Genomic DNA, 20,909 nt, shown 5'->3' on the forward strand with positions numbered 1-20,909 from the left:
GGGGCCCACCCGCGCGGGCCCCTGCCCCGGGTGCGACCGCGCACGCCACGGGTCATCGCACGCCGCGGTTCTCAGATGCCGCCGATGCGGATCATCGCGTAGACGGGCAAGGCTGCGACGAGGAACTTCGCGGCGCCTCGGCCCAGAACGTGAGCGAGCTGCGCGGAAGCGGCGCGCTCACCCAGCAGCGCGTCGACGACGGAGACGGCGAAGCCGACGCCGAAGCCGGTGACGCCGCCGAGGGTCAGGAAGGCGACGAAGTCGCCGAAACGCTTGGCGATGAAGGGGAAGACGACGGGCAGCAGGTCCGACGTCTGCCCGAGGATCCACGCAATCGAGGCCGCGACGAGTCCCGCCATGATGCCGGTCAGCATCGCGTAGACGACGCCCGCCTTTGCGCTGCGTCCCGAGCGCGCCGACGCCGCCGCGATAATCGCGATGAGGGCGGCCATGGGGACGATGACGGACCAGCGCTCATGGACGGTGAGGGAGACCCACATGGACCCGGAGGTGACGATGAGGAGCGCGGTCACCGACGAGGCGAGGGCCGCGGTCAGCGACGTGGACCCCCAGTGCTCGCTCGTGTGCCCCACCGAGTGATCGCGGGGCGCGGGCGCGTCCAGGATCGTGGCGGCAACCAGGGCGACCAGGGTGATGCCCGTTAGGGGCACGGCGATGTCGAGGTTCTTCCAGTAGGCGACGGCCATCGGGGTCAGCGCCCCACCCAGGGCGAGGACCGCCTGCGCGAGCCACGGCATGTGCAGGCGCGCGAGCGTCGGCCAGCCGAGGGCCAGCAGGAACGAAGCGATGGCGACGACGGGACCGACGCTCCAACGCGAACCGGGCAGCCACCAGGCGACGATGGTCGCCACGGCCAGCAGGGTGACGGTGAGGGTACCGATTCCGTTGGGCACGTGCCGGGTCACCAGGGTCTCGCGGCGGCGCCCGCGGTTCGAGCGGGTTCGGGGTCGCGTGGGCGGGGTCGAAGTCATCACGCTTCCATGGTCCCACATGTGCGCGCCCGACGAGGCAGGGGCAGCCCGCGCGGGTCGGCTCTCGCGCGGGCGGACTGGGCATGGCGTGCCTGGCGCCGGCTGCGGCCTCGGCGACGGCGACGGGACGCGAGCTGTGGCGCACGCCCCGTGTGGGTTGATGCACGCCGCCACGGGATGCGCGCGGGCAGGGCCGGCCGTAAAGTTTAGGGGCACGCCGAACCGGTATGCCCCGGGCTCCAAACTCTGCCGCTACGAGCGGCCTTCGCGCCGACAGGCGCATTCGGTTCGGCGTGCTTTGTCGTCTCTATGCGCCGACGGTGGCGCGTGAAACAAGTGGGGGCCGGTGCTGCGTCGCAGCATCGGCCCCCACTGTCGTTCAGCCAACCGTCACATCAGCGGGTAGCGCACGATCGTGGCCTCGCGGCCCGGGCCCACGCCGATGGACTGGATGCGGCAGCGCGACAGCTCTTCCAGGCGCTTGATATAGTCCTGGGCGGCGCGTGGCAGCTCCTCGAAGGAACGGCACTGCGAGATATCCTCGCTCCAGCCGGGCAGCTCCTCGTACACGGGCACGGCGGCCTCGAAGCCTGCCTGGTCGAGAGGCATTTCCTCGGTGCGCACGCCGTCGACCTCGTAGGCGACGCACACGGGGATCGTCTCGTAGCCGGAGAGAACGTCGAGCTTGGTCAGGCAGATGTCAGTCAGGCCGTTGATGCGCGTCGCGTAGCGCATGACGACGGCATCGAACCAGCCGGTGCGGCGCGGGCGACCCGTGGTCACGCCGAACTCGCCGCCCTTGGTGCGCAGAGCCTCGCCGACCTCGTCGTCCAGCTCCGTGGGGAACGGGCCCTCGCCGACGCGGGTCGTGTACGCCTTGGCGACGCCGACGACGCGGTCGATGCGGGTCGGGCCCACGCCGGAGCCGGTGAGCGCGCCGCCCGCGGTCGGGTTCGAGGAGGTCACGAAGGGGTAGGTGCCGTGGTCGATGTCGAGCATGGTCGCCTGGCCGCCCTCGAAGAGGACGGTCTCGCCGCGGTCCAGCGCGTCGTTGACGACGAGGGACACGTCGCACATCATCGGCTTCACGCGGTCCGCGAAGGACAGCAGGTGGTCGGACACCTCGGCGGGGTCGAGGACGGGGATATCCACGGCCTCGAAAATGGTGTTCTTGGGGGCCAGGGCAGCCTCGACCTTGGCGCGCAGCTCCTCGGGGTGGAAGAGGTCCTGAATGCGCAGGCCGATACGGTTCATCTTGTCGGCGTAGGTGGGGCCGATGCCTCGACCCGTCGTGCCGATGAGGTTGTTGCCGCGCGCACGCTCGTTCGCCTGGTCCATGAGGCGGTTGTACGGCGGGATGATGTGCGCGTTGGAGGAGATGCGCAGGCGCGAGCAGTCGACGCCGCGCGCGGTGATTTCCGCGAGCTCCTCGAAGAGCACGTCCAGGTCGACAACGACGCCGTTGCCGATGATGGGGGTGACGCCTTCGGAGAGGATTCCGGCGGGCAGGAGGTGCAGCGCGTACTTTTCGCCGTCAATAACGACGGTGTGTCCGGCGTTGTTTCCTCCGTTGAACTTCACGACGAGGTCGGTGTGCTGGCCGAGCTGGTCAGTGGCCTTGCCTTTGCCTTCGTCGCCCCACTGGGCGCCGAGAACGATGACGGCGGGCATGAGTATCTCCGTTTAGTTGGGTCTGTTACGCGGGCGCGCGCAACAGACCCATCCTACCGGAGGAACGACGAGGCCGGGGCACCGGCTGGTCGCGTCAGTTTCCAGCGGCGACCAGGGCGACGCCGACGCCCCACGCGGTGGCGCACGTGAGGGCGGCGATCAGCTCGATGGCGATCGTCCAGCCGAAGGCCTTGAGGGCCTGAACCGTCGCTTTCCAGGCGGTCGCCGTGTCCTTGCTGCGCAGGTACTCGACGACGAAGATCGCGGCGATCATGCCGAGGACGAGGCCCAGGGGCAGGCCGATGAACCAGCCGACGACGCCACCCAGTGATCCCCACACGAGCGTGGACTGAGGGATCCCCGCCTTGTTCATGCCGCGCGCGGGAATCACGTATTTCAGGACCGTCCCGAGGATCAGGACAACGGCCGCGATAGCGAAGATAATCCACGCGGCGCTCGTGCCGGTCAGCCACGCCCACACGAGGATCGCACCTCCGACGACGGGCGCAGACGGCCAGATCTGCACAACCGCGCCGATCACTCCAATGAGGATGACGATGCCAATGATGACGGTACCCAGGACACTCATGGCCTCATCGTATCGTCTCCGTTCGCCCCAGTGTTTCGTCAGACTTCCCGTGCACTGATAGCCTGGCCTCGTCACCCCGAGCCCCAGGAATACCGATGGATATCACTCCCCCGCGCCTGCCGCTGGATTCCCTCCTGAAGAGGCGCCCCATGACGGTGTACACCGTGTCGTGTCCACCGGCGGAGGCCGTCGCGCGCTGCGTGGCATTTTGGCGTGCCGTCGGTATCAAGCGCGAGTCGACCACCATGTGCAAGCGTTTCGCGGACATCGGCTGGTCGGGCAGCGAGGTCACGGTCTTGCCCGGGCAGGTCGAGAACCGAAAGCGGTTCCGTGACCGCCATTTTCCTGATGATCTCTCAGATGTTCCTCCCAGCTTGCTGCTGGGAGGCCTCGCCGTCTACCTGACGTCGAAGGCGGTGCGCGCGCAGCTGCGCCACCTCAACAAGACAACGATCATCATCGCGGCGCGCCCTATGCCCAATACCGAGCAGCCGTCAACCGAGCTGTGGTGTTTCCCCTGGGACACGGCGATTCAGCGTGCCCGCCCCGGAAAAGATCCCTTCGCCCGTGTCTTCGAGTACCTGCACACGGCCCTGCACCAGCAGGGCGTCCTGGAGGCTCCCCCACGCCTCGTCGACGGTGAGGAACTGCCCGAGGACCACCCCCTCTCCCCCGCCAACATCACCCAGATGCGGGGCAGCTTCCTCGATCCCGTCGCCAAGTACCTCCCGTCGAAGGAGCGATCATGACCCCCGGTTTCTCGTTGCGCCGGATTCTCAACCGCCGCAGGTACTTCTACGCGCTCATCGCGGCCGACCCGAATCAGGCGGTCACGCATGCTGTCGACTACTGGGTGTCCAAAGGCGCCTGGGGTGAGACGAACGGCATGCGCGACCAGCTCGCCCAGCACGGATGGGTCGGCGCGGAGATCATCATCGGCAGCGACCTGCGCAGCCTGGCGATAAAGCCTCTCCTCGACGCTATTCCCGGCATTAGTCTCGTCCCCTCCGCGACACCCACGCCACTCAAACGCACCAGTCAGGAGAGGACCGAGATCCTCGTCGCCGCACGTTCCTGCTCGGTTGGGGGACGCCCAGCGTCCGAACTCTGGTGCTGCGAGGCTCGCATCCTGCACGATGACCGCTGGGGCACAGACGCGTTCATGGACATGTCTTTTCGCGAACTCGCTGGCGCACTACAGCGGCAAGGGCTCCTCCTGGAAGCCCCACGATTCTTCCACGGCGCAGACCTGCCGAAAGACCACCTCTTCACGATCGAAGGCATCCTCACAATGCGGCGAGCCGCCAAAAAGGAACACGGTCGGCGCCCCCTTCGATTCTCGGGATGCTGAGGCGCGCGGCCTGGCGCAGTATTGAGTCGTCCACCGGCCCGTACCGTGAGTCGAGGCTGACGGCAGGATTTCCCCGCAGGAGCGCGCGAGCATAGACGCACGCCCCGTTGATCGCACAAGAATATCGCCGCGGGCGCTTCAAGCACCCGCGGCGAGACGACAGACAGTCCGGAAGGCTCAGCCCTGCGCGCGCAGGGACGCCACCTCGTACAGGGCGATGCCCGTCGCAACAGCCGCGTTAAGGGACTCGACGGTCGACGCGATCGGGATCGACACGATCTGATCGCAGGTCTCGCGCACGAGGCGGGACAGGCCCGCACCCTCGGCACCAGTCACGACCACGAGGGGGCCGTCCGCCAGCGACAGGCCGCGCAGAGGCGCGTCCCCGCCGCCGTCGAGGCCGACCACGAAGTAGCCGGCCGCCTTGGCCTCTTCGAGGGCGCGCACAAGGTTCGTCGCACGAGCCACGGGCACGCGGGCGGCCGCACCGGCCGACACCTTCCACGCCGTCGTGTTGACGCCCGCGCTGCGACGCTCGGGGATGATGACGCCGTCCGCACCGAACGCGCCCGCACTACGCAGGACCGCGCCCAGGTTGTGCGGGTCCGTCACCTGATCGAGGGCGACGAGGAGCGGGTGACCCAGCTGCTGCATGGAACCCGCGATCAGGTCCGAGGCATCGGCGTACTCGTAGCCGCGCACCTCAATGGCGACGCCCTGGTGGACAGCGCCATCGGTCGCGACATCCAGATCGCGGCGGGTGACCTCGTACACGGGCGCACCCATCGCGGAGGCGAGGCGCACGACCTCCTCCACGCGGTCATCCTTCACGTTGTCGAGGATGAAGACGCGCTCGATCGGGACCGAGGCGCGGGCGGCCTCGGCGACCGGGTTGCGGCCGGCGATCAGCTCGTGACCCGGCTTGATGCGAATCGACGACTTGGCACGAGCGCGAGCGATCGCGGCCTCCTGAGCCTCGCGGGCCTCGCGCTTCACCTTGCGCTTGTGGGCGGGATGGTAGGTGCGATCCTCGGCCTTGGGGGTCGGACCCTTACCTTCGAGGCGGCGGCGCGAGTGCCCGCCGGTACCGACCTGCGCGCCCTTCTTGGTGCCCTTCTTACGGATGGCGCCGGGGCGCCCGCTGTGTGAGGCCATAGTGTCTCCTCGTTTTCTCGTGAACTGACACAAGCGTACGGGTTTTAGGCCGCCGCGGGGCCACAGGGGCGCGCGCGGGGGCCAAAATCACGCTGCCCGCAACGGTCACGCCCCCTGCGGAGCTTCCCCGCCCTCCTCGACACGATCAACGGGAGTATCTTTCAGCCGGCGATAGTCGACGGCCAGGAAAATCGCCAAAACGAGAACACCCGACGCGTAGCCGGCAACGCCCACCCACGAGACACCATTCATGCCGAACCAATTCACGAACGGGCGAGCCAGCACGAGAGCAACGATGCAGGCGACAACATTGCCGACAAAACTCGCCACATAATCACGCACAGACAGCAGCAAGTCATTAAAGAACCAGCCGAAGGCCGTGATCACCGTGCACAAAACCGCGGGCTGGAGCAGGAAAGTATTACCCCTGATCTTCTCACCGAACAGGAGCGTCAAGACCGGCTCACCAACAATCTCCAACCCCAGTGCTGACACGGCAGCAATGGCAACGATCGCGCCGATCGTCTTCCACAACAGCGTGAGCGCCGAGCGCTTGTTCGAATGAAAACGCTCAGCGAACACACCCATCAGCGGACTGTAGACGTAGGTGGCACCCATCTGCACAATGACGGCGAGCGACGCGACAGCCTGATACACGCCCAAAGCCTCAGCACCATCGCTCGCAGCAAGCATCTGACGCGGGATCGTCAAAACCGACGTCGCTGCAATCTGAGCCACGACGAGAGGCGCCAACGAAACGAGAGTCTTCGCCGCACGCCCAAAGCGCACCTGCGGACGAATCGGCTCAAACATGCACGCGCGAGGCGCGTCATACAGAGCGCCGACCAGGATGACGACCGCCGTCATGAGACCCACAGCGAGGAGCAAGGAATCAAAAAACCACAGGCCCACCGCGAAAGCAACGAGCGTACCAATACCCTGCATCACGTAGGATTTTCCAGCAAAATCAAGGCGCAGGTGCCTCTGGTCAATCGCGTGGAAAACCTCGATGAAATTCGTCGCCAACGAGTACACGAGATACAACGAAATAACAGGCAACGCATCATAGGACGTCGTCACGATGGAATAGACGACACCGACCAGGAATGCCACGAGAGACAGCACCGAACGCAGCCCGACATATTCACGCGAGGTGCGCTCCCCCGTCACATCCGTCACCTGGACCGTGCGCAGGCGGAAGTCAGCAATCGGGTTCACGAGGTTCGCTATCGCCATGGCGAGCGCGAGCATGCCCGCAGCATCAAAGCCAGTCGCGAGGCGCACCACCAACACCGACGAGACGAGGTAGTTGCAGCCCAGGCGCGTCAAGGAGCCCACGGAGCTCCACATCATGTTGGCCTTCAGCGAGAGTTTCTCAGGTGCCTCAGCGCTTTCCTCGTCGGTCGCCACGGCCTCGTCGGTCGCCACGGCCTCGTCCACGGAGGCCCCCTCTCGGGCGGGGTCCTGCGGCATTTCCATGAGCCCCCCTCAACGGAACATCGTATAGCGGGCGAGAAGCGCAACCGGGTAGCAGACAACCGCGAGCGCCTTGCTCGGCGCCATGGAAATAGCCCCCTTCTGATGGGCGAGCATGCATCCGACGAGGAACAGACTCGTCTCGCGGGCACGCGACTTCAGAGTGGTGGAACGCGCCGCGCAGTAACGCTTGTGCTTCCAATAGCCGATCGGATTCCTCTTGGCATTGGACGCAAAATTCTGCGTCAGACCGTCGGGCAGATAGTGGCAAATCGTGAGAATCTCGTTATCTGCCAGCATGTTGTAGCTCTCGTCGATGAGGAACCACACGGAAGATTCGGCAACGAACTTCTCACCGGGAGCCACCTCAAAGGGGTAGCGACGTAGGATCTCGGTGCGGTGAATCAGCGACGTATCGCCACGGAAACCCATCTTTTCGTGTAGGTCCCACAGCGTCACCGCACGCACCCCGTCGGGCATCCACGTGCCCATGGGGGTGTGCTCGTCAGTGCCGCGCAAGGCGACGATTCCCGCGAAGGAATCATCGCCTCGGATCTCCTCCCAACGCGTAAGAACATGCTCCACCGCGGTCGGGACGAGGTGGTCGTCTGAATCCACGACAAAGAACAGCTCACTGCGACAGCGGGCGACACCCGTGTTCGTTGCCCGAGGCTTTCCGCCGTTCTCCTGCTTGACATAGTCGATCGAGATACGCCCCTCAGCAATCCAGCCTTGGACGAGAGACTCCGTGTCGTCAGTGGATCCATCATCCACGATCATCCATTGGAAATCCGTCGACGTCTGAGCCAGCAGCGACTCATACAGCGCAGGCAAAATGTACGCGCGGTTGTATGTCGGGGTAAAAACACACAGGGTCGGGGCAGCGGTTGTCATCCGTATTCCTTCCGGCGAACGGCCTACGTCAGTGTTCTCCCGATTCAGTCTAGTTCCCCACCTGCGCCGTCGCCAAGGACTCCGCGCCCGTCAACCCCGCGACAGCATGGCTGCGATCTTCCCGACCGTCGAGCCGGAGCGGATCGTCACCTGGCGGTAGAAGTCCTCGCGCAGGAGGCGCTTGTGGTAGGCGGTCTTCAGAAATGTCTTCTCGTCAAACTTTCCCCAGAACACTGCGTGCCTGCCGAAGTGCACGGCCTCGTCACCCAGCTCCATCGCCTCAATGCGCTCGCGCACGTGGGCCGAGTCGAGGCCGCGCGTGTAGAAGAGCGCGTCGCGGCGGGCGACCTCGCCATGCCACCAGTCGGGCAGGTTGCGCAGCTCCGCGACATAGTCCTGCGCCGCCAGGAGGGCCAGCCGAATCGGGAAGTCGTATCGGCGAGCCAGGAGATCCTCAACTGTGCGGGCAACGTCCTCGTGCGGGGTGTTGGGCCCGGCACCGGCCTCTGCGTCGGCCTCTGCCTCGGCCTCGAAGAGGAGATTGCCGCTGTTGATGTATGTGCGCACGTTTGTGAAGCCTTCGGCGGCAATCTGCTCGCGCAGCTCGCTCATGACGACCTTGTTCGTACCGCCGACGTTGATGCCGCGCAGCAGCGCCACGTATTCCATGCGTTCCTCCCGTGTTGGCGACTCCCCGCGTGGTCGGACACCCCAGGCCGCCCATCGAGAACTGCGGAACCAGAATCCCCTTCTCTAAAACGCAAGCAGATGCGACGCAGCCCCGGGAGCATGCATCAAGCAGAGGCCACCCCGGGGCATCCACTGACAATGGTAGGCTAGGACGATGAGCGATAGCAAGCGTAGCGACGAAGCTAACGAAGACCTCCTCGCGTACATCACTGAACCCCGTCTCCGACCGTACCTCCAAACCTGCGACGGAGATCCCTCACTCGCTCTCGATCTCTATGCCTGGAACACACGCATGGCGGCCGCCTGCCTACCGATGCTATCTCAGACAGAAATTCTCCTGAGAAATGCGCTTGACGAACAACTCAAAGAGTACTTTGACGAAGCTATGCGAGGCATCCCTTGGTTTTTACAGAAATCGTGCCAACTGAAACAACCGGAACAAGACGCGATTTCTTCAGCACGCGAGATCATGGTGCGGGAGAAGAAAACGGAATCACGTGATCAGATTATCGCAAACCTTACGTTTGGATTCTGGGTTCGAATCCTAGGAGTCAACTATGAAGACTTGTGGAGAAGAGCTCTGCACCGCGCTTTTACAGACCCAAGCACAGGTAGACCACCGAGCGCTAAACATATTCGGTCACTTGTGAATGACGTACGACAATTCCGCAATAGAGTTGCGCACCACGATTACGCCCAAGACTACGATCTCCCGATGCTCATGTCACGCGTAAACGAACTTACCAAGCTAATATCGCCGCAATTTAGCGCATGGATAACAGAGAATTACCAAGAAACCTGGGATTCACAATGGCGTGGACGACCGATTACAAAGCAGGAGACCATAGTCGTCCCAAACAGCAGGGGCAACTGGGAGACCTACAAGAGGAAGTCCGCCTACATCTGCCCCGCCGGAAAATACTTCAGGGAGGAGATTAAGCACCTCGCGTTTTACGCGTCACGATGTATTCAACGCCAAGTTCCTCGCATAACACTAATAGTAGATTCAGTCACCTGGACACTAGAGCACGCAACTGAGCTAGAAGCATCAACTTCTCAAGACGATAAGAAAATAGCAGATCTCATCAAATGGACTTTGAGTGAAGAAGGTGAGCGCATACTCGGCTCCAATTTTCAAGGCAGCCGACAGATGAAGGTGGTACTCCTAACTTCGTATCGGGATGAACAGAATCCACAGCAGAAGGATGGGCACATCATTCTTCCACACGAAATCCCCCACAACGAGTCTGGCAGAGGGAGCGGTTTCGTCCGCCAACACAGGTACACTTCCCTTCACCGGCTCCAATCAGCTTCAACAACAGCAGACCTCTAGAGACCCTACGAAGGCTCCCACCTACAGATAATTCCTCACGCCACCAGTACGACCTCCGCGGCACCCGTGGGCGGGCGGCCGGGCCTAGCTACGGCCGGAACAACAGCGCGAGGGCCGCTACACCCGTTATGGGCCGCTGCACCCGTTACGAGGCGCGACACCCGATCAGAAGGGGTGCACTGCCTACGGATCGGGTGCAGCGCACCAAATCACAAGAGCAACCGCGGAAACTGCGAGACGCGGGCCTGGCTGCGGTGCCTGTGGGCGGCTGCGGCGCCTGTGGGCGGCGGCGGGGCCTGGCCGGACAACGAGTCGACGCGCCCGCCCCAGACACATTTCGCACATAATTTCCCGCGGTCACTTTTGGAGATAGCCCGAAAACGTTGCAATCCCAACGACATGAATTCAATGTTTGAAGTACTCGCAGGGGAATTACGTGCGAAATTGATGGGAGAGCAGCCCGTGAGGCAACGCGCCGAGCAAAGCTCGCGGCGCGGACGGCTCGCGGGCCGCCGCCCACGGGCGCGTCAAGCAGCCCGGCACGACAAACAACGCGAAGCCGCCCGACCCCATCAGGATCAGGCGGCACGCACGTCAGGCGACAGCTGTCAGAAATCGCCGATCAGCCAACACTCCACGTCGCGCCGTCGCGGCCGTCCGCGACGGTGATGCCGGCGGCAGCCAGGCGGTCGCGCAGCTCGTCGGCGCGCGCCCAGTCCTTGGCGGCGCGGGCATCGGCCCGCTCAGCGAGCACGGCCTGGACCAGTGCGTCGAGCGCCGAGTGCTCGGCCGCAGCCGCGCCAGAGGCACCCGCGCCGATGCCGGCCTGGCCGCGCCACTGCTCGGAGGCGGGATCGAGGCCCAGCACGTCCAGCATGGAGCGAACCAGGACCTGCTCGCGGTACACGCCGGAAACGTCACCGGCAGCAAGCGCGGCGTTGCCAGCCTTGAGGTGCTCGTACAGGACCGCGAGCGCGCCAGCGACGTTGAGGTCGTCGTCCATGGCGGCGACGAAGGCTTCGGGCAGGTCGGCGGGAGCCAGGGCGATCTCGGAGGCCGGGGCCTCACCGGCGGCCTCGATGGCGCGGGCCACGAAGGTGGAGAACTTCTCCCAGGCGGCGTGCGCGGCGGGCAGGGTCTCGGGGCCCCATTCGATGGCGGAGCGGTGGTGGACGGTGGACAGGGCCCAGCGCACGGCGACGGCCGGGTACTCCTCGGTGAGCGCGCCGATGGACAGGACGTTGCCCAGGGACTTGGACATCTTCTCGCCCTTGGTGGTCACCCACGCGTTGTGGACCCACAGGCGTGCGAACGGCCAGCCGGCGCCGTGGGACTGGGCCTGCTCGTTCTCGTGGTGCGGGAATCGCAGGTCGATGCCGCCGCCGTGGATGTCGAATTCGTCGCCGAGGTAGCGCCGCGACATGGCGGAGCACTCGAGGTGCCAGCCGGGTCGGCCGCGTCCCCAGGGGCTGTCCCACGAGGCAGTGGCCGGCTCAGACGGCTTACTGGCCTTCCAGAGGGCGAAGTCGCGGGGGTCGCGCTTGCCCGCCTCGACGGCCTCGTCGATTTGGGCGTCGTCCTCGGTGGTGCGCATGTCGGCCAGGCGCTGGCGGGTGAGCGAGCCGTAGTCGCCCTGGGAGTGGACGTCGAAGTAGACGTTGCCGCGCCCATCCGAATAGGCGTGACCCGCGTCGATGAGGCGCTGGACGAGGTCGATTTGGTCGGGGATGTGGCCGGTGGCGCGCGGCTCGTATGTGGGGGCCTCAACGCCGAGGGTCTCGTACGCCTGCGTGAATTCGCGCTCGAAGCGATACGCCCAGGCCCACCAGTCCCAGCCGGCCTCGGCCGACTTGTTGAGGATCTTGTCGTCGATGTCGGTGACGTTGCGCACGTAGGTGACCTCGTAGCCGCTGCGGCGCAGCCAGCGGATGAGGGTGTCGAAGGAGACGGCGGCGCGCAGGTGGCCGACGTGCGGGGATCCCTGGACGGTGGCGCCGCACAGGTAGATGCCGACCTTACCGGGGGTGACCGGGTTGAGGGGCTGGACGCGGGCGCTCTTGGAGTCGTACAGGTGAAGCATGGCTTCAATCCTACCTGTCAGGGAGAGGGGGTGAAGGAAAGGGGCACGTCCCGGGAGTATGTAACGAGGCCCGGGCCCCACCCGGCGAAACGGCGCGGTTTCGCGGGCGGGGGCTCGGGCCTCGTCGAGTGAAAGAAACCTCAGGCGCCGGGGCGCACGCGCTCGGCGATGAGGGCCTTGAGGTCCTCGGCGGAGTTGGCGAGCGGCGTGACGCGCTCTTCGCGTCCTTCGATGCCTGCGAAGCGCTCGGGCACGGGCGGGAGGTGGCCGGTAGCTTCGAGGATCGTGTCGGCGAACTTGACGGGCAGGGCGGTCTCCATGACGACGAGCGGGCCCTCGATCTGCGAGCGCACGGCACGGGCGACGTGTACGCCGTCGGCCGTGTGCGGGTCGAGGAGGTAGCCGCTTTCCTTTTCGGTGCGCGCGATCTCGGCGAGGCGGTCGGCGTGCGTGGAGGTGCCGGAGATGAAGCCGTAGGTCTCGCGCAGGGAGGCAAACTCGGGCGTGCCGGACAGGTCGAAGTAGCCGTCGCGGGCCAGGGCCGTCTCGAAGAGGGCGCGGGTGGCGTCCCCGTCGCGGCCCAGCAGGTCGAAGATGAAGCGCTCGAAGTTCGAGGCCTTGGAGATGTCCATGGACGGGCTGGAGGTGGCCAGCGTGTCCGCGGAGGAGCGGGGGCGATAGACGCCGGTGCGGAAGAACTCGTCGAGGACGTCGTTCTCGTTCGTGGCGACGACGAGGGTGCCCAGCGGCACGCCCATCTGGCGGGCGATGTGGGCGGCGCACACGTTGCCGAAGTTGCCCGACGGCACGACGACGCTGACCTTCGACGAGGCGTCGGCCCCTTCGGCGGTGACGCGCAGCCAGGTGGCCACGTAGTAGCAGACCTGGGCGAGCAGGCGCGCCCAGTTGATGGAGTTGACGGCGCCCACGTGCCAGGTGGCCTTGAAGTCGGCGTCCATGTTGATGGCCTTGACGAGGTCCTGGCAGTCGTCGAAGACGCCGTCGACGGCGACGTTGACGATGTTCTCATCGAGGAGGGAGAACATTTGGGCGCGCTGGAAGGCGGTCATGCGCCCGGCGGGGGTGAGCATGACGACGGAAACTCCGGGGCGGCCGCGCAGCGCGTACTCGGCGGAGGAGCCGGTGTCGCCGGAGGTGGCGCCGACGATGGTGAGCCAGTCGCCGCGGCGGGTGAGCTCGTATTCGAAGAGCTCGCCGAGGAGCTGCATCGCCATGTCCTTGAAAGCGGCCGTGGGGCCGTTGGAGAGGTGGGCGATGTGCAGGTCGGTGCCTTCCAGGGCGTCGACGGGGACGATCTGGGGGTCGGAGAAGGAGGGGGTGCGGTAGGCGCGGGCCGTGATCGCGCTCAGGTCGCCGGCGGGAATATCGTCGACGAAGAGGGAGATGATGCCGGCGGCCATGGCGGCGTAGCCGTCCTCACGCAGGACGATGCGCAGCTCGTCCAGGTCGGAGCGAGACAGCGTCGGGTATTCCTCGGGCAGGTAGAGGCCGCCGTCGGGGGCGAGGCCTTCCAGCAGGATGTCGCTGAAGGAGCGGGTGGGCGCGTTGGGGCCGCGTCGTGTCGAAATGTAGCGCACGGGTCGATCCTATCGGAGAGGGGGCGTGGCCTGCGAGGGCGCCCGTTCCTCATCACACGGATGAACGAGGCCGGGGCCGGGGCGCGTGTCGCCCTGACCTCCACCTGACGCTACCCTGGTGCCATGACTGATCTGCCTTTCCGCATCGGCCAAGCGGTCGACGTCCACGCGTTCGCCGCTCCCGACTCGCCGCGTCCGCTCATGATTGCGTGCCTGGAGTGGCCGGGAGAGCGCCCTCTTGAGGGTCATTCGGACGCGGACGTTGCCGCGCACGCCCTGTGTGACGCGATGCTGCTGGCGACGGGCCTGGGTGAGTTGGGCACGGTCTTCGGCGTGGACCGCCCGGAGTGGGCGGGCGCGTCGGGGCGTGCGCTCCTCGAGGAGGTTCGCCGTATGGCGGCCGAGGCCGGCTGGGTACTGGGCAACGCGACCGTGCAGGTCGTCGGGAATCGGCCTCGTATGGCCGCGCGCCTGCCCGAGGCCTGCGCCGTCATGAGCGAGATCGCCGGGGGGACAGTCACCGTGTCGGCGACGACCTCGGATCACCTGGGTTTCACGGGACGAGGCGAGGGCGTGGCCGCGCTCGCGAGTGCCCTCATGGTGCGCGCCGACGGCTAGCCCGCGAGCGCTCGCCGGTCGGCGTTGCATGGTAGAAACGTCTCATGAGCAACGATGACCTGCGCCGCGGTTCCGACGACGAGGCGCGCACTCGCCCCTCCGACACGCCGAACGCGGATCCGCAGGTAAACGTGCCCGAGTTCCCCGAGTTCCCCGAGTTTGGGGAACTGCCCGGGTTCACGCCGCTGCCTGACCTCGCGCCACTGCCGGACTTGGCGCCGCTACCGGACTTCGACGATCTCCTCGCCGCGACCCCATCGCCGCTCACCGACGAGGCCGGCGCCGCCCTGCCCGCATCCGCTCTTATGCCGGACGGGCCCTCCTCGGAGGAGGCTGCGCCCACCTCGAAGGACACCGCTCCCCCGACCGTCGCCACGGCCTCGTCCCAGGAGCAGCCCGAAGGCGATGCAACGCCGACGATGGAGTTCCACGCCCCTGGCCCGGAGTCCTCCCGGACGCGGGTGGACACGGCAGCTGTCAAGCGCAAGCCGTCCGTCGTTATGATCGTGCTCGGCTGCATTGCCGCGCTCAACTTCGGGATCGTTCTCTTCGTTCCCGGCTTGTTCGGGTCCTCATCGACGCCTTCGTCGAAGCCGTCGGCGGACGCCACCGCTGCGACGAGCACGGGCGCGCGCGGACATGCGGAGAACCTGCCGCCCCGCGACCCCGGATACCGCGGGAGCGCCACGAACACGCACTCGATGTCGCCTCAGTGGGCCTCGGGCGTGGCCACCGCGTGGACGCTGCCCATTCCGGAGCAGTACTCCGCGCTCCCGCCCCAGGTGTACGTCGACGGTTCGACCGTCTACCTCGTCGGTCCAGGCTCTCCCGAGGGCGACGCCAGCCAAGCCGTCACCGTCACTGCCTACGATGTGTCAGGGGATCAACCCGCCCTCCTATGGTCTTCGACCGGCCCCTCAGCGAGTGACGTATCCAGCCCCTACACGCCCGCGTTCGTCTCGAGCGACGACAGCGTCTTCTTCCGCGACGTCATCATCGACAAGACGACTGGTGAGCAGACCCCAGCCCCTTGGGGTGCGGCTTTTCCCCTCGCATATGCCGACGGCATCCTCGTGACCTGCATGCCACCGTCCACCTGCAACGGGTGGACGAGGGCGGCCGGCGAATGGACGACCCTGTGGACAACGCCAACAGGGCAGCTGAGTGAAAGCGGGTTGGCGGCGCATTTCCTGGATTACGTGCCCTCTCAGTTCGTGCTCTCGGGTAGCGGTGAGCACACCTCCGCCCTGCTCCCGACGCGCTTTTCGCAACGTCCTCAGATCATTCGCATCCATACGGGCGAGCTGACCACCCTGAGCGGCTCGGATGAAGACAGTAAGTCCCCGAGCGTCGAAGTCGCGTCCGACGGTTACCTCGTCTTCGACAACGTCAAGTCGCATGGCTCTCTCTTCGACAGTGACGGAACCTTGCAGTCCACGTTCAGCGCGCCGCGCATGCTTCTTCTGCCGGTGGTCAGTGATGACGGGACGTACCCGAGCATCTCAGGCCTGAAAAACTACATGACTGAGGGGGAAGCGAAATGGTCGAGCGGCACGGTCGAACTGGACCGCGACAACAACTGCATGCTTGTGGTCACCCCCTCCGCTGGCGGATCGACGCGTAAGACCCATCTCCCGGAGGAGCTCCGCCGTTACGCGACCGACTACTGCGTCATGAAACCACGCCAGCTGCGCGTCAGCGCCGACGGATCAGCTCTCTACATCGACGCTTTTGATCGCGAGGATAAGAGCAAATACTTCATCGACATCGCTCACGGGCTCACCTATACGTCAAGCGAGATGAATGCGGCCGACCAACTGACGTGGGTCTTCGACGACATGATCATCGGCTTGACCGACAGCGGACTCACGGCATTCGTCCCGGCATCCTCCTGAGGCCGGCATCCGGTTACCGCACCGCCATTGACATGTGGTAGAAAATGCACATGAGCAATGACGATCATCCGGGCACGAACACTCCACCGTGCACCGAACAGTGGGTGATGCCGAGCGGGATGCCCCCAATCCCCCAACCCGCCAGTGCGCGGCCCCGCGCGAGGAGACGCGGATGGCCAGTCATTCTCGCGGTTCTCCTGTGCATCATCGTCGTCATCGTCGCCGTCCTCGGCATCCGTCAGCTCACACAGATCATGGGGGGTCAGGACCCTCACCATTCATTCACCTCCACCCCTACCGTCGGCTACTCGGGGGCCGCCACAAGCACGGGAGCGATCTCCCCCGCCTGGGCCTCGGGCGTCGAAACGGCCTGGAGGATCCCCTTCCCCTCCACACAGTACGGCCCGCGCGCAATCACAACCGTTGAGGGCACCACCCTGTACGCCCTCTTCGAGGACCCCGACAATGCCACCCACCGGGCCACAGTCGCGGCCTTCGACATCGCATCCGCGCAACCGCGCGAGCTGTGGCACACGACGGGCCCTCTTCCCGAGTCCTTCGGGCGTCCGACTTTCGTCTCGCTGGCCGATCAGTTCATCGTCGGCTCCATCGTCATCGACAAGGCGACGGGCGCCCAGTCCCTGGCTCCGTGGGAGGGGTCGGAGGCGCTCGCGGCGGTTGACGGCGTCGTCGTGGCGTGCGACCGCAAACAGGCGTGCTCGGGCTGGACGCAGGAGTCCTCCTCGTGGGTGCGCCAGTGGGAGACAACCACAGCCCGCCAACGGAGTGGCCTGTTCACCTCGGCCATGCTCACGTACCCCAACACTCCCGTGATCGGTGCCGGAGAACACCAGTCGGTCGTCCTGCGGGTGGACTCGCCGACGCACCTGGCGCAGCTCCTCGATCCGCGAACGGGGCGGGTCACGGACGCCGCCTCTGCGAGCCCCTTCAGGGATAGGGACAACAACGTGGTGTCTTTCGTCATCGCCAGCGACGGGATCGTGGCGTTCAACGACGACGTGTTCGTTAGCTACGACGCCGACGGCTTCATCACGGGCACTCATTCCTATGAGAAATCGCTGAGAAAACCGACGCGCGATGGACGCGTGCCCTCCACATCGGAACTCACCGATTTCCTGGTCGGAGGACTGCCCACGTGGTCGAATGCGGTGGTCACTGCCCAGGCGGGGGCCTTCGCCCTCACGGTGACCCCGAGCGACGGAAGCCCAGCATTCGACCTTGATCCCGCCAACAACGACCAGTACCACTCCAGCCCCTTCTGGCCCTCAGAGGTCCGCGCCAGCGCCGACATGTCGGTCGTGTACGTCGAGTCCGTCGAAGTTAATAACACGGGCAACCGGTTCTTCTTCGACACGGCGAGCGGGATGGGACATGGGTCGGCGGAGTTCCACGACGCCGAGGACCTCTCGTGGGCCTTCGACGACCTGGCCATTGGCGTCACGATCGACGGCATCGTGGCCTTCACCCCAAAGGCCTCGTGATGTTTCAACCCACGCGCGCCTGCCCACGAACGCCCGCACGAGCGACGACAGAAATGACACTCCCATGAGTACCAACGCCCCCTTCAACGGGACTTCCACGAGAACTACGCCCACGCGGCACGGGCGCTTCTTCCTGACGGGCGTCGCGCTTGTCGCGAGCCTCGGTGCCTTCCTCGCTCCCTCGCTGAGCACGAGCGCCCACCAGCTCCCCGGCCCGGCGGCGACCCCGCCTCCGCACATCACCGGCTCGGAGCAGGAAACGAATCCGGACGTGACCGGCTACCGGGGGAGCGCCACCAACACGAACGAGCTGTCGAGCGCGTGGGCCTCGGGCGTCTCGACAGCGTGGATCCTGCCCACCAGCGACTCTCTCCTGCCTGCGCAGCTGATCGCAGAGGGGTCGACCCTGTACGTGCTCGCCTACGGAAGCGGGAGCCAGGCCGTCGCCACGGTGTCTGCCTACGACGTGTCGGGCAGTGAGCCGGTCGCCCAGTGGACCACGACCGGACCCCAGCTGTCCCGGATTCGCGCCGAGGCGTTCCCGTCCTCCGTCTCGACTCCGAATGAGATTCTGCTCAGTGACATCATCATCGATCGGTCGACCGGGGCCCAGACGCAGGCGCCCTGGGGTTCCGACCTGCCGATGGGGGTGGCAGGCGGCGTCCTCGTCACCTGCGACACATTCAGCTCGTGCTCCGGGTGGTCCCGCGACTCTGGCGCGTGGACGAGGCTGTGGTCCACGACGACCTCGCCCCAGCGCCGCGCGGGCCTGGCCCACTCGGGGCTGACGGCTCCCGCGAGCGCCGTCATCGGCAGCGGCGCTGGTTCCGCCGTGGTCGTCCCCGTCGACGATGCGCACAATGCCCCGCAGCTCGTCAACCCGGCCACGGGGGAGCTGACGACTCTCGGAGAGGCACCCTCCGCGAGCGGTGCGCCCGTCTCCAGGGTCACGCTGGCGAGCGACGGCGTCCTCGTCGCCGGCGAGAAGGAAACCATCGCCTACAACACCGCGGGCGAGGTCGTGGGCACCTTCGGGGCCGGGTGGGAGCTCGACCGTTTCCCGGTGTCGGATCGAGCTCTCCCGAGCGTGGCAGACGTCGGAGCCTTCTTGACGCAGGGCGGCGCGCAGTGGACGACGGCCACCGTGGAGCGGCCCTATTCGAGCGACGTCAACGGTTATCTCCTGGCGGTGAGTCCGACCAGTGGAAACTCCAGCCGCACGATCAACCCCGGTGAGTCATTCTCCGACCATGCGCTGACGGATCCTTGGTCCGCCGCGCAGGTGCGCGCCAGCGCAGACGGCAAGGCGCTGTTCGTCCAGTGCTTGCCATCGACCCCCACCGGCCCCTTCTTCTTCGGCATGGAACGGGAGTTGACCTACGTGTCGCGGGAGCTGGACGAGGCCACGAACCTGGTGTGGGTCTTCGACGACTTGCTCGTGGGGGCGCGCAGCGGCGAGGTCATCGCCGTGACACCGCGGACCCCGTAAGCGGTTCTCTACACGACTCGTCCCCGACGCCCGAGGCCTGCTCATTGCGGTCACCGACGAGGGCATCGCAGCCTTTACACAGCATTCGTTCTAACGACAACGACAGACACAACACGAGAGGACGAGGACTATGACCGCCGACCAGCGCGCCGATGCGAACGACATGACGATGGAGACTCCTCGTAAACGAGGCCAAGTATTGATCATCGCCGCCGTCGTGGTGGCAACGATGATCGCAGGCTACGGTCTGGCCCGAACCTTCCTCCCTGTTCACGAGGACAACCCAAAGTACGCCAACGCCTCCCATGTGTGGTCGGATTCGTCTCCGGTGGGCTACCACGGAGATGCGACCGATACACACACCCTGTCCTCGGCATGGTCGTCGGGGATCGCCGTCGCGTGGAAACTTCCCATCGGCCAGTGGACATCGTCTCTGTCCCCGCGCCTCGTCACGGACGGCACGACCGTCTACGCGCTCGTCTACGGCCTGGAGGGCACTGCCCCATCATCAGCGACGATCATGGCGTACGACGTGTCCGGCACCGATGCACGCGAATTCTGGCAGACGAGCGGCCCGCAGGCTCCCGCCATCCGAGCCACGCCCAACCCCGCCTCCCTGACCACTGACACGCAGCTCCTGATCGACGGGCTCGTGGTCGACAAAGCGACAGGTACCCAGTCTCAGGCCCCCTGGGGAGACGCTCTGCCCATGGGTGTTGTCGACGGTATCGTCGTCACCTGTGACACGCGCGAGTCGTGCAGCGGGTGGACAGAGCAGGACGGGCCATGGACGCAGCAGTGGAGCACCGCGACCTCGCCGCAGCGTCACGAGGGCCTGCGTACGTCCGACATCACGCACCCAACCGATGGCGTGCTCACTGCAAACGGGCACTCGTCGGTGCTCGTTCCGGTTGACGACGAGCATTACACCCCGCAGATCGTCGACCCCCACACTGGCGATCTGACGACTCTGGGAGACTGGCCGCCCAAGGGCGAGCGCGATGTTCCTCGGATCATCGTTGCGAGCGACGGCGTGGTTATCGTTGAGGATTATCGAACGGTGAGCGCCTATGACGCGTCGGGGTCCTTCGTCGAGACGTACGAGGTTAAATTCAACAAATTCCCACCCACGGATGATGGTCACATGCCCTCGCTCAAGGAGATCAGGGCCTACGCCACCAAGGACATGCCGGTGTGGACCACCGGACAGGTTTCCATCTCCTTGGACCACGAGCACGACGAGTATTGCCTGTCTGTGCGTCCCACCGGCGCCACCTCCTACCCGATGGTTCACACCAGAGGCGTTTCCTACTTCGATGAAGCGGGTTATGGTGCTGTCGTCCCCACATATTCGCGCATGAGTGCTGACGCGTCCGCGCTCTTCGTGAAGGGAAGCGGCGAATCGCGGACCACTGTCCATTTCTTCGATATCACCAACAGCACAACCTACGAGTCCGAGGAACTCAACGATTCTCGAACACTCGCGTGGGTCTTCGACGATCTGCTGATCGGGGTCACGGGCGACAGCGTCGTCGCGTTCACACCCGCCACGTAGCGACCGATAAACGACGCGTCC

The 20,909-nt window shown here is 65.6% G+C and carries 17 protein-coding genes; 8 read left to right on the forward strand and 9 right to left on the reverse strand.

The window, feature by feature from the left end; genetic code table 11:
* Positions 1 to 71: 71 nt before the first annotated feature.
* The 3 genes from O3684_RS04845 to O3684_RS04855 all read right to left on the reverse strand — a co-directional run bounded on the left by O3684_RS04845 (position 72) and on the right by O3684_RS04855 (position 3,252).
* Positions 72 to 992 (reverse strand): hypothetical protein, encoded by a 921-nt coding sequence (locus O3684_RS04845; RefSeq protein ID WP_500065385.1) that lies wholly within the window; start codon positions 990 to 992, stop codon positions 72 to 74.
* A gap of 390 nt (positions 993 to 1,382) precedes the next feature.
* Positions 1,383 to 2,663, reverse strand: coding sequence for an adenylosuccinate synthase (locus tag O3684_RS04850; RefSeq protein WP_500065387.1), 1,281 nt, complete (start codon positions 2,661 to 2,663; stop codon positions 1,383 to 1,385).
* Between the two features lie 94 nt (positions 2,664 to 2,757).
* Positions 2,758 to 3,252 carry a DUF456 domain-containing protein gene (locus tag O3684_RS04855; RefSeq protein WP_500065388.1) on the reverse strand — a complete coding sequence of 165 codons (495 nt, stop codon included), beginning with the start codon at positions 3,250 to 3,252 and terminating at the stop codon, positions 2,758 to 2,760.
* Positions 3,253 to 3,347: 95 nt separating this feature from the next.
* On the opposite strand from O3684_RS04855, the gene O3684_RS04860 reads away from it, so the two are divergent.
* Together O3684_RS04860 and O3684_RS04865 are read left to right on the forward strand one after the other, a co-directional pair.
* Complete coding sequence (locus tag O3684_RS04860) at positions 3,348 to 4,001, forward strand: hypothetical protein (RefSeq protein WP_500065389.1); 654 nt, start codon at positions 3,348 to 3,350, stop codon at positions 3,999 to 4,001.
* Positions 3,998 to 4,603: a hypothetical protein gene (locus O3684_RS04865; protein WP_500065391.1), complete on the forward strand. Its 606-nt coding sequence runs from the start codon at positions 3,998 to 4,000 to the stop codon at positions 4,601 to 4,603. Before O3684_RS04860 ends, O3684_RS04865 begins: the two co-directional genes overlap by 4 nt.
* A gap of 177 nt (positions 4,604 to 4,780) precedes the next feature.
* On the opposite strand, the gene rlmB is transcribed toward O3684_RS04865, so the two are convergent.
* The 4 genes from rlmB to O3684_RS04885 form a co-directional block, all read right to left on the reverse strand.
* A complete protein-coding gene (gene rlmB, locus O3684_RS04870) occupies positions 4,781 to 5,758 on the reverse strand; it encodes a 23S rRNA (guanosine(2251)-2'-O)-methyltransferase RlmB (protein WP_500062987.1) in 978 nt (325 codons plus the stop codon).
* Positions 5,759 to 5,863: 105 nt separating this feature from the next.
* Positions 5,864 to 7,237, reverse strand: coding sequence for a lipopolysaccharide biosynthesis protein (locus tag O3684_RS04875; RefSeq protein ID WP_500065392.1), 1,374 nt, complete (start codon positions 7,235 to 7,237; stop codon positions 5,864 to 5,866).
* A 9-nt stretch (positions 7,238 to 7,246) separates the two neighbouring features.
* Entirely contained in the window at positions 7,247 to 8,128 is an 882-nt protein-coding gene (locus tag O3684_RS04880; protein WP_500065393.1) for a glycosyltransferase family A protein, read from the reverse strand.
* Positions 8,129 to 8,218: 90 nt separating this feature from the next.
* The gene (locus O3684_RS04885) at positions 8,219 to 8,797 is read right to left on the reverse strand and encodes a DUF1697 domain-containing protein (RefSeq protein WP_500065394.1); all 579 of its coding nucleotides are present in this window, start codon (positions 8,795 to 8,797) and stop codon (positions 8,219 to 8,221) included.
* Positions 8,798 to 8,972: 175 nt separating this feature from the next.
* Here O3684_RS04885 and O3684_RS04890 point away from each other — a divergent pair, with 175 nt between their 5' ends.
* Positions 8,973 to 10,151, forward strand: a complete 1,179-nt coding sequence (locus tag O3684_RS04890; protein ID WP_500065395.1) for a hypothetical protein — start codon at positions 8,973 to 8,975, stop codon at positions 10,149 to 10,151.
* Positions 10,152 to 10,773: 622 nt separating this feature from the next.
* Here O3684_RS04890 and cysS read toward each other — a convergent pair.
* Both cysS and thrC read right to left on the reverse strand, forming a co-directional pair.
* The gene (gene cysS / locus O3684_RS04895) at positions 10,774 to 12,231 is read right to left on the reverse strand and encodes a cysteine--tRNA ligase (protein WP_500065397.1); all 1,458 of its coding nucleotides are present in this window, start codon (positions 12,229 to 12,231) and stop codon (positions 10,774 to 10,776) included.
* A gap of 140 nt (positions 12,232 to 12,371) precedes the next feature.
* A complete protein-coding gene (thrC, locus tag O3684_RS04900) occupies positions 12,372 to 13,829 on the reverse strand; it encodes a threonine synthase (protein ID WP_500065399.1) in 1,458 nt (485 codons plus the stop codon).
* Positions 13,830 to 13,952: 123 nt separating this feature from the next.
* Between thrC and ispF the strand changes: the two genes are divergently transcribed.
* The 5 genes from ispF (at position 13,953) to O3684_RS04925 (ending at position 20,888) form a co-directional block, all read left to right on the forward strand.
* The gene (gene ispF / locus O3684_RS04905) at positions 13,953 to 14,447 is read left to right on the forward strand and encodes a 2-C-methyl-D-erythritol 2,4-cyclodiphosphate synthase (RefSeq protein ID WP_500065400.1); all 495 of its coding nucleotides are present in this window, start codon (positions 13,953 to 13,955) and stop codon (positions 14,445 to 14,447) included.
* 44 nt (positions 14,448 to 14,491) lie between these two features.
* A complete protein-coding gene (locus tag O3684_RS04910) occupies positions 14,492 to 16,342 on the forward strand; it encodes a hypothetical protein (protein ID WP_500065401.1) in 1,851 nt (616 codons plus the stop codon).
* Between the two features lie 50 nt (positions 16,343 to 16,392).
* Positions 16,393 to 17,844, forward strand: coding sequence for a hypothetical protein (locus tag O3684_RS04915; RefSeq protein ID WP_500065402.1), 1,452 nt, complete (start codon positions 16,393 to 16,395; stop codon positions 17,842 to 17,844).
* A 64-nt stretch (positions 17,845 to 17,908) separates the two neighbouring features.
* Entirely contained in the window at positions 17,909 to 19,333 is a 1,425-nt protein-coding gene (locus O3684_RS04920; RefSeq protein ID WP_500065403.1) for a hypothetical protein, read from the forward strand.
* Positions 19,334 to 19,463: 130 nt separating this feature from the next.
* Positions 19,464 to 20,888 carry a hypothetical protein gene (locus O3684_RS04925; RefSeq protein ID WP_500065405.1) on the forward strand — a complete coding sequence of 475 codons (1,425 nt, stop codon included), beginning with the start codon at positions 19,464 to 19,466 and terminating at the stop codon, positions 20,886 to 20,888.
* The last annotated feature ends 21 nt before the right edge of the window (positions 20,889 to 20,909 follow it).

This window comes from Pauljensenia sp. 20925_1_27, from assembly GCF_041432835.1.
Taxonomy (GTDB): Bacteria; Actinomycetota; Actinomycetes; order Actinomycetales; family Actinomycetaceae; genus Pauljensenia.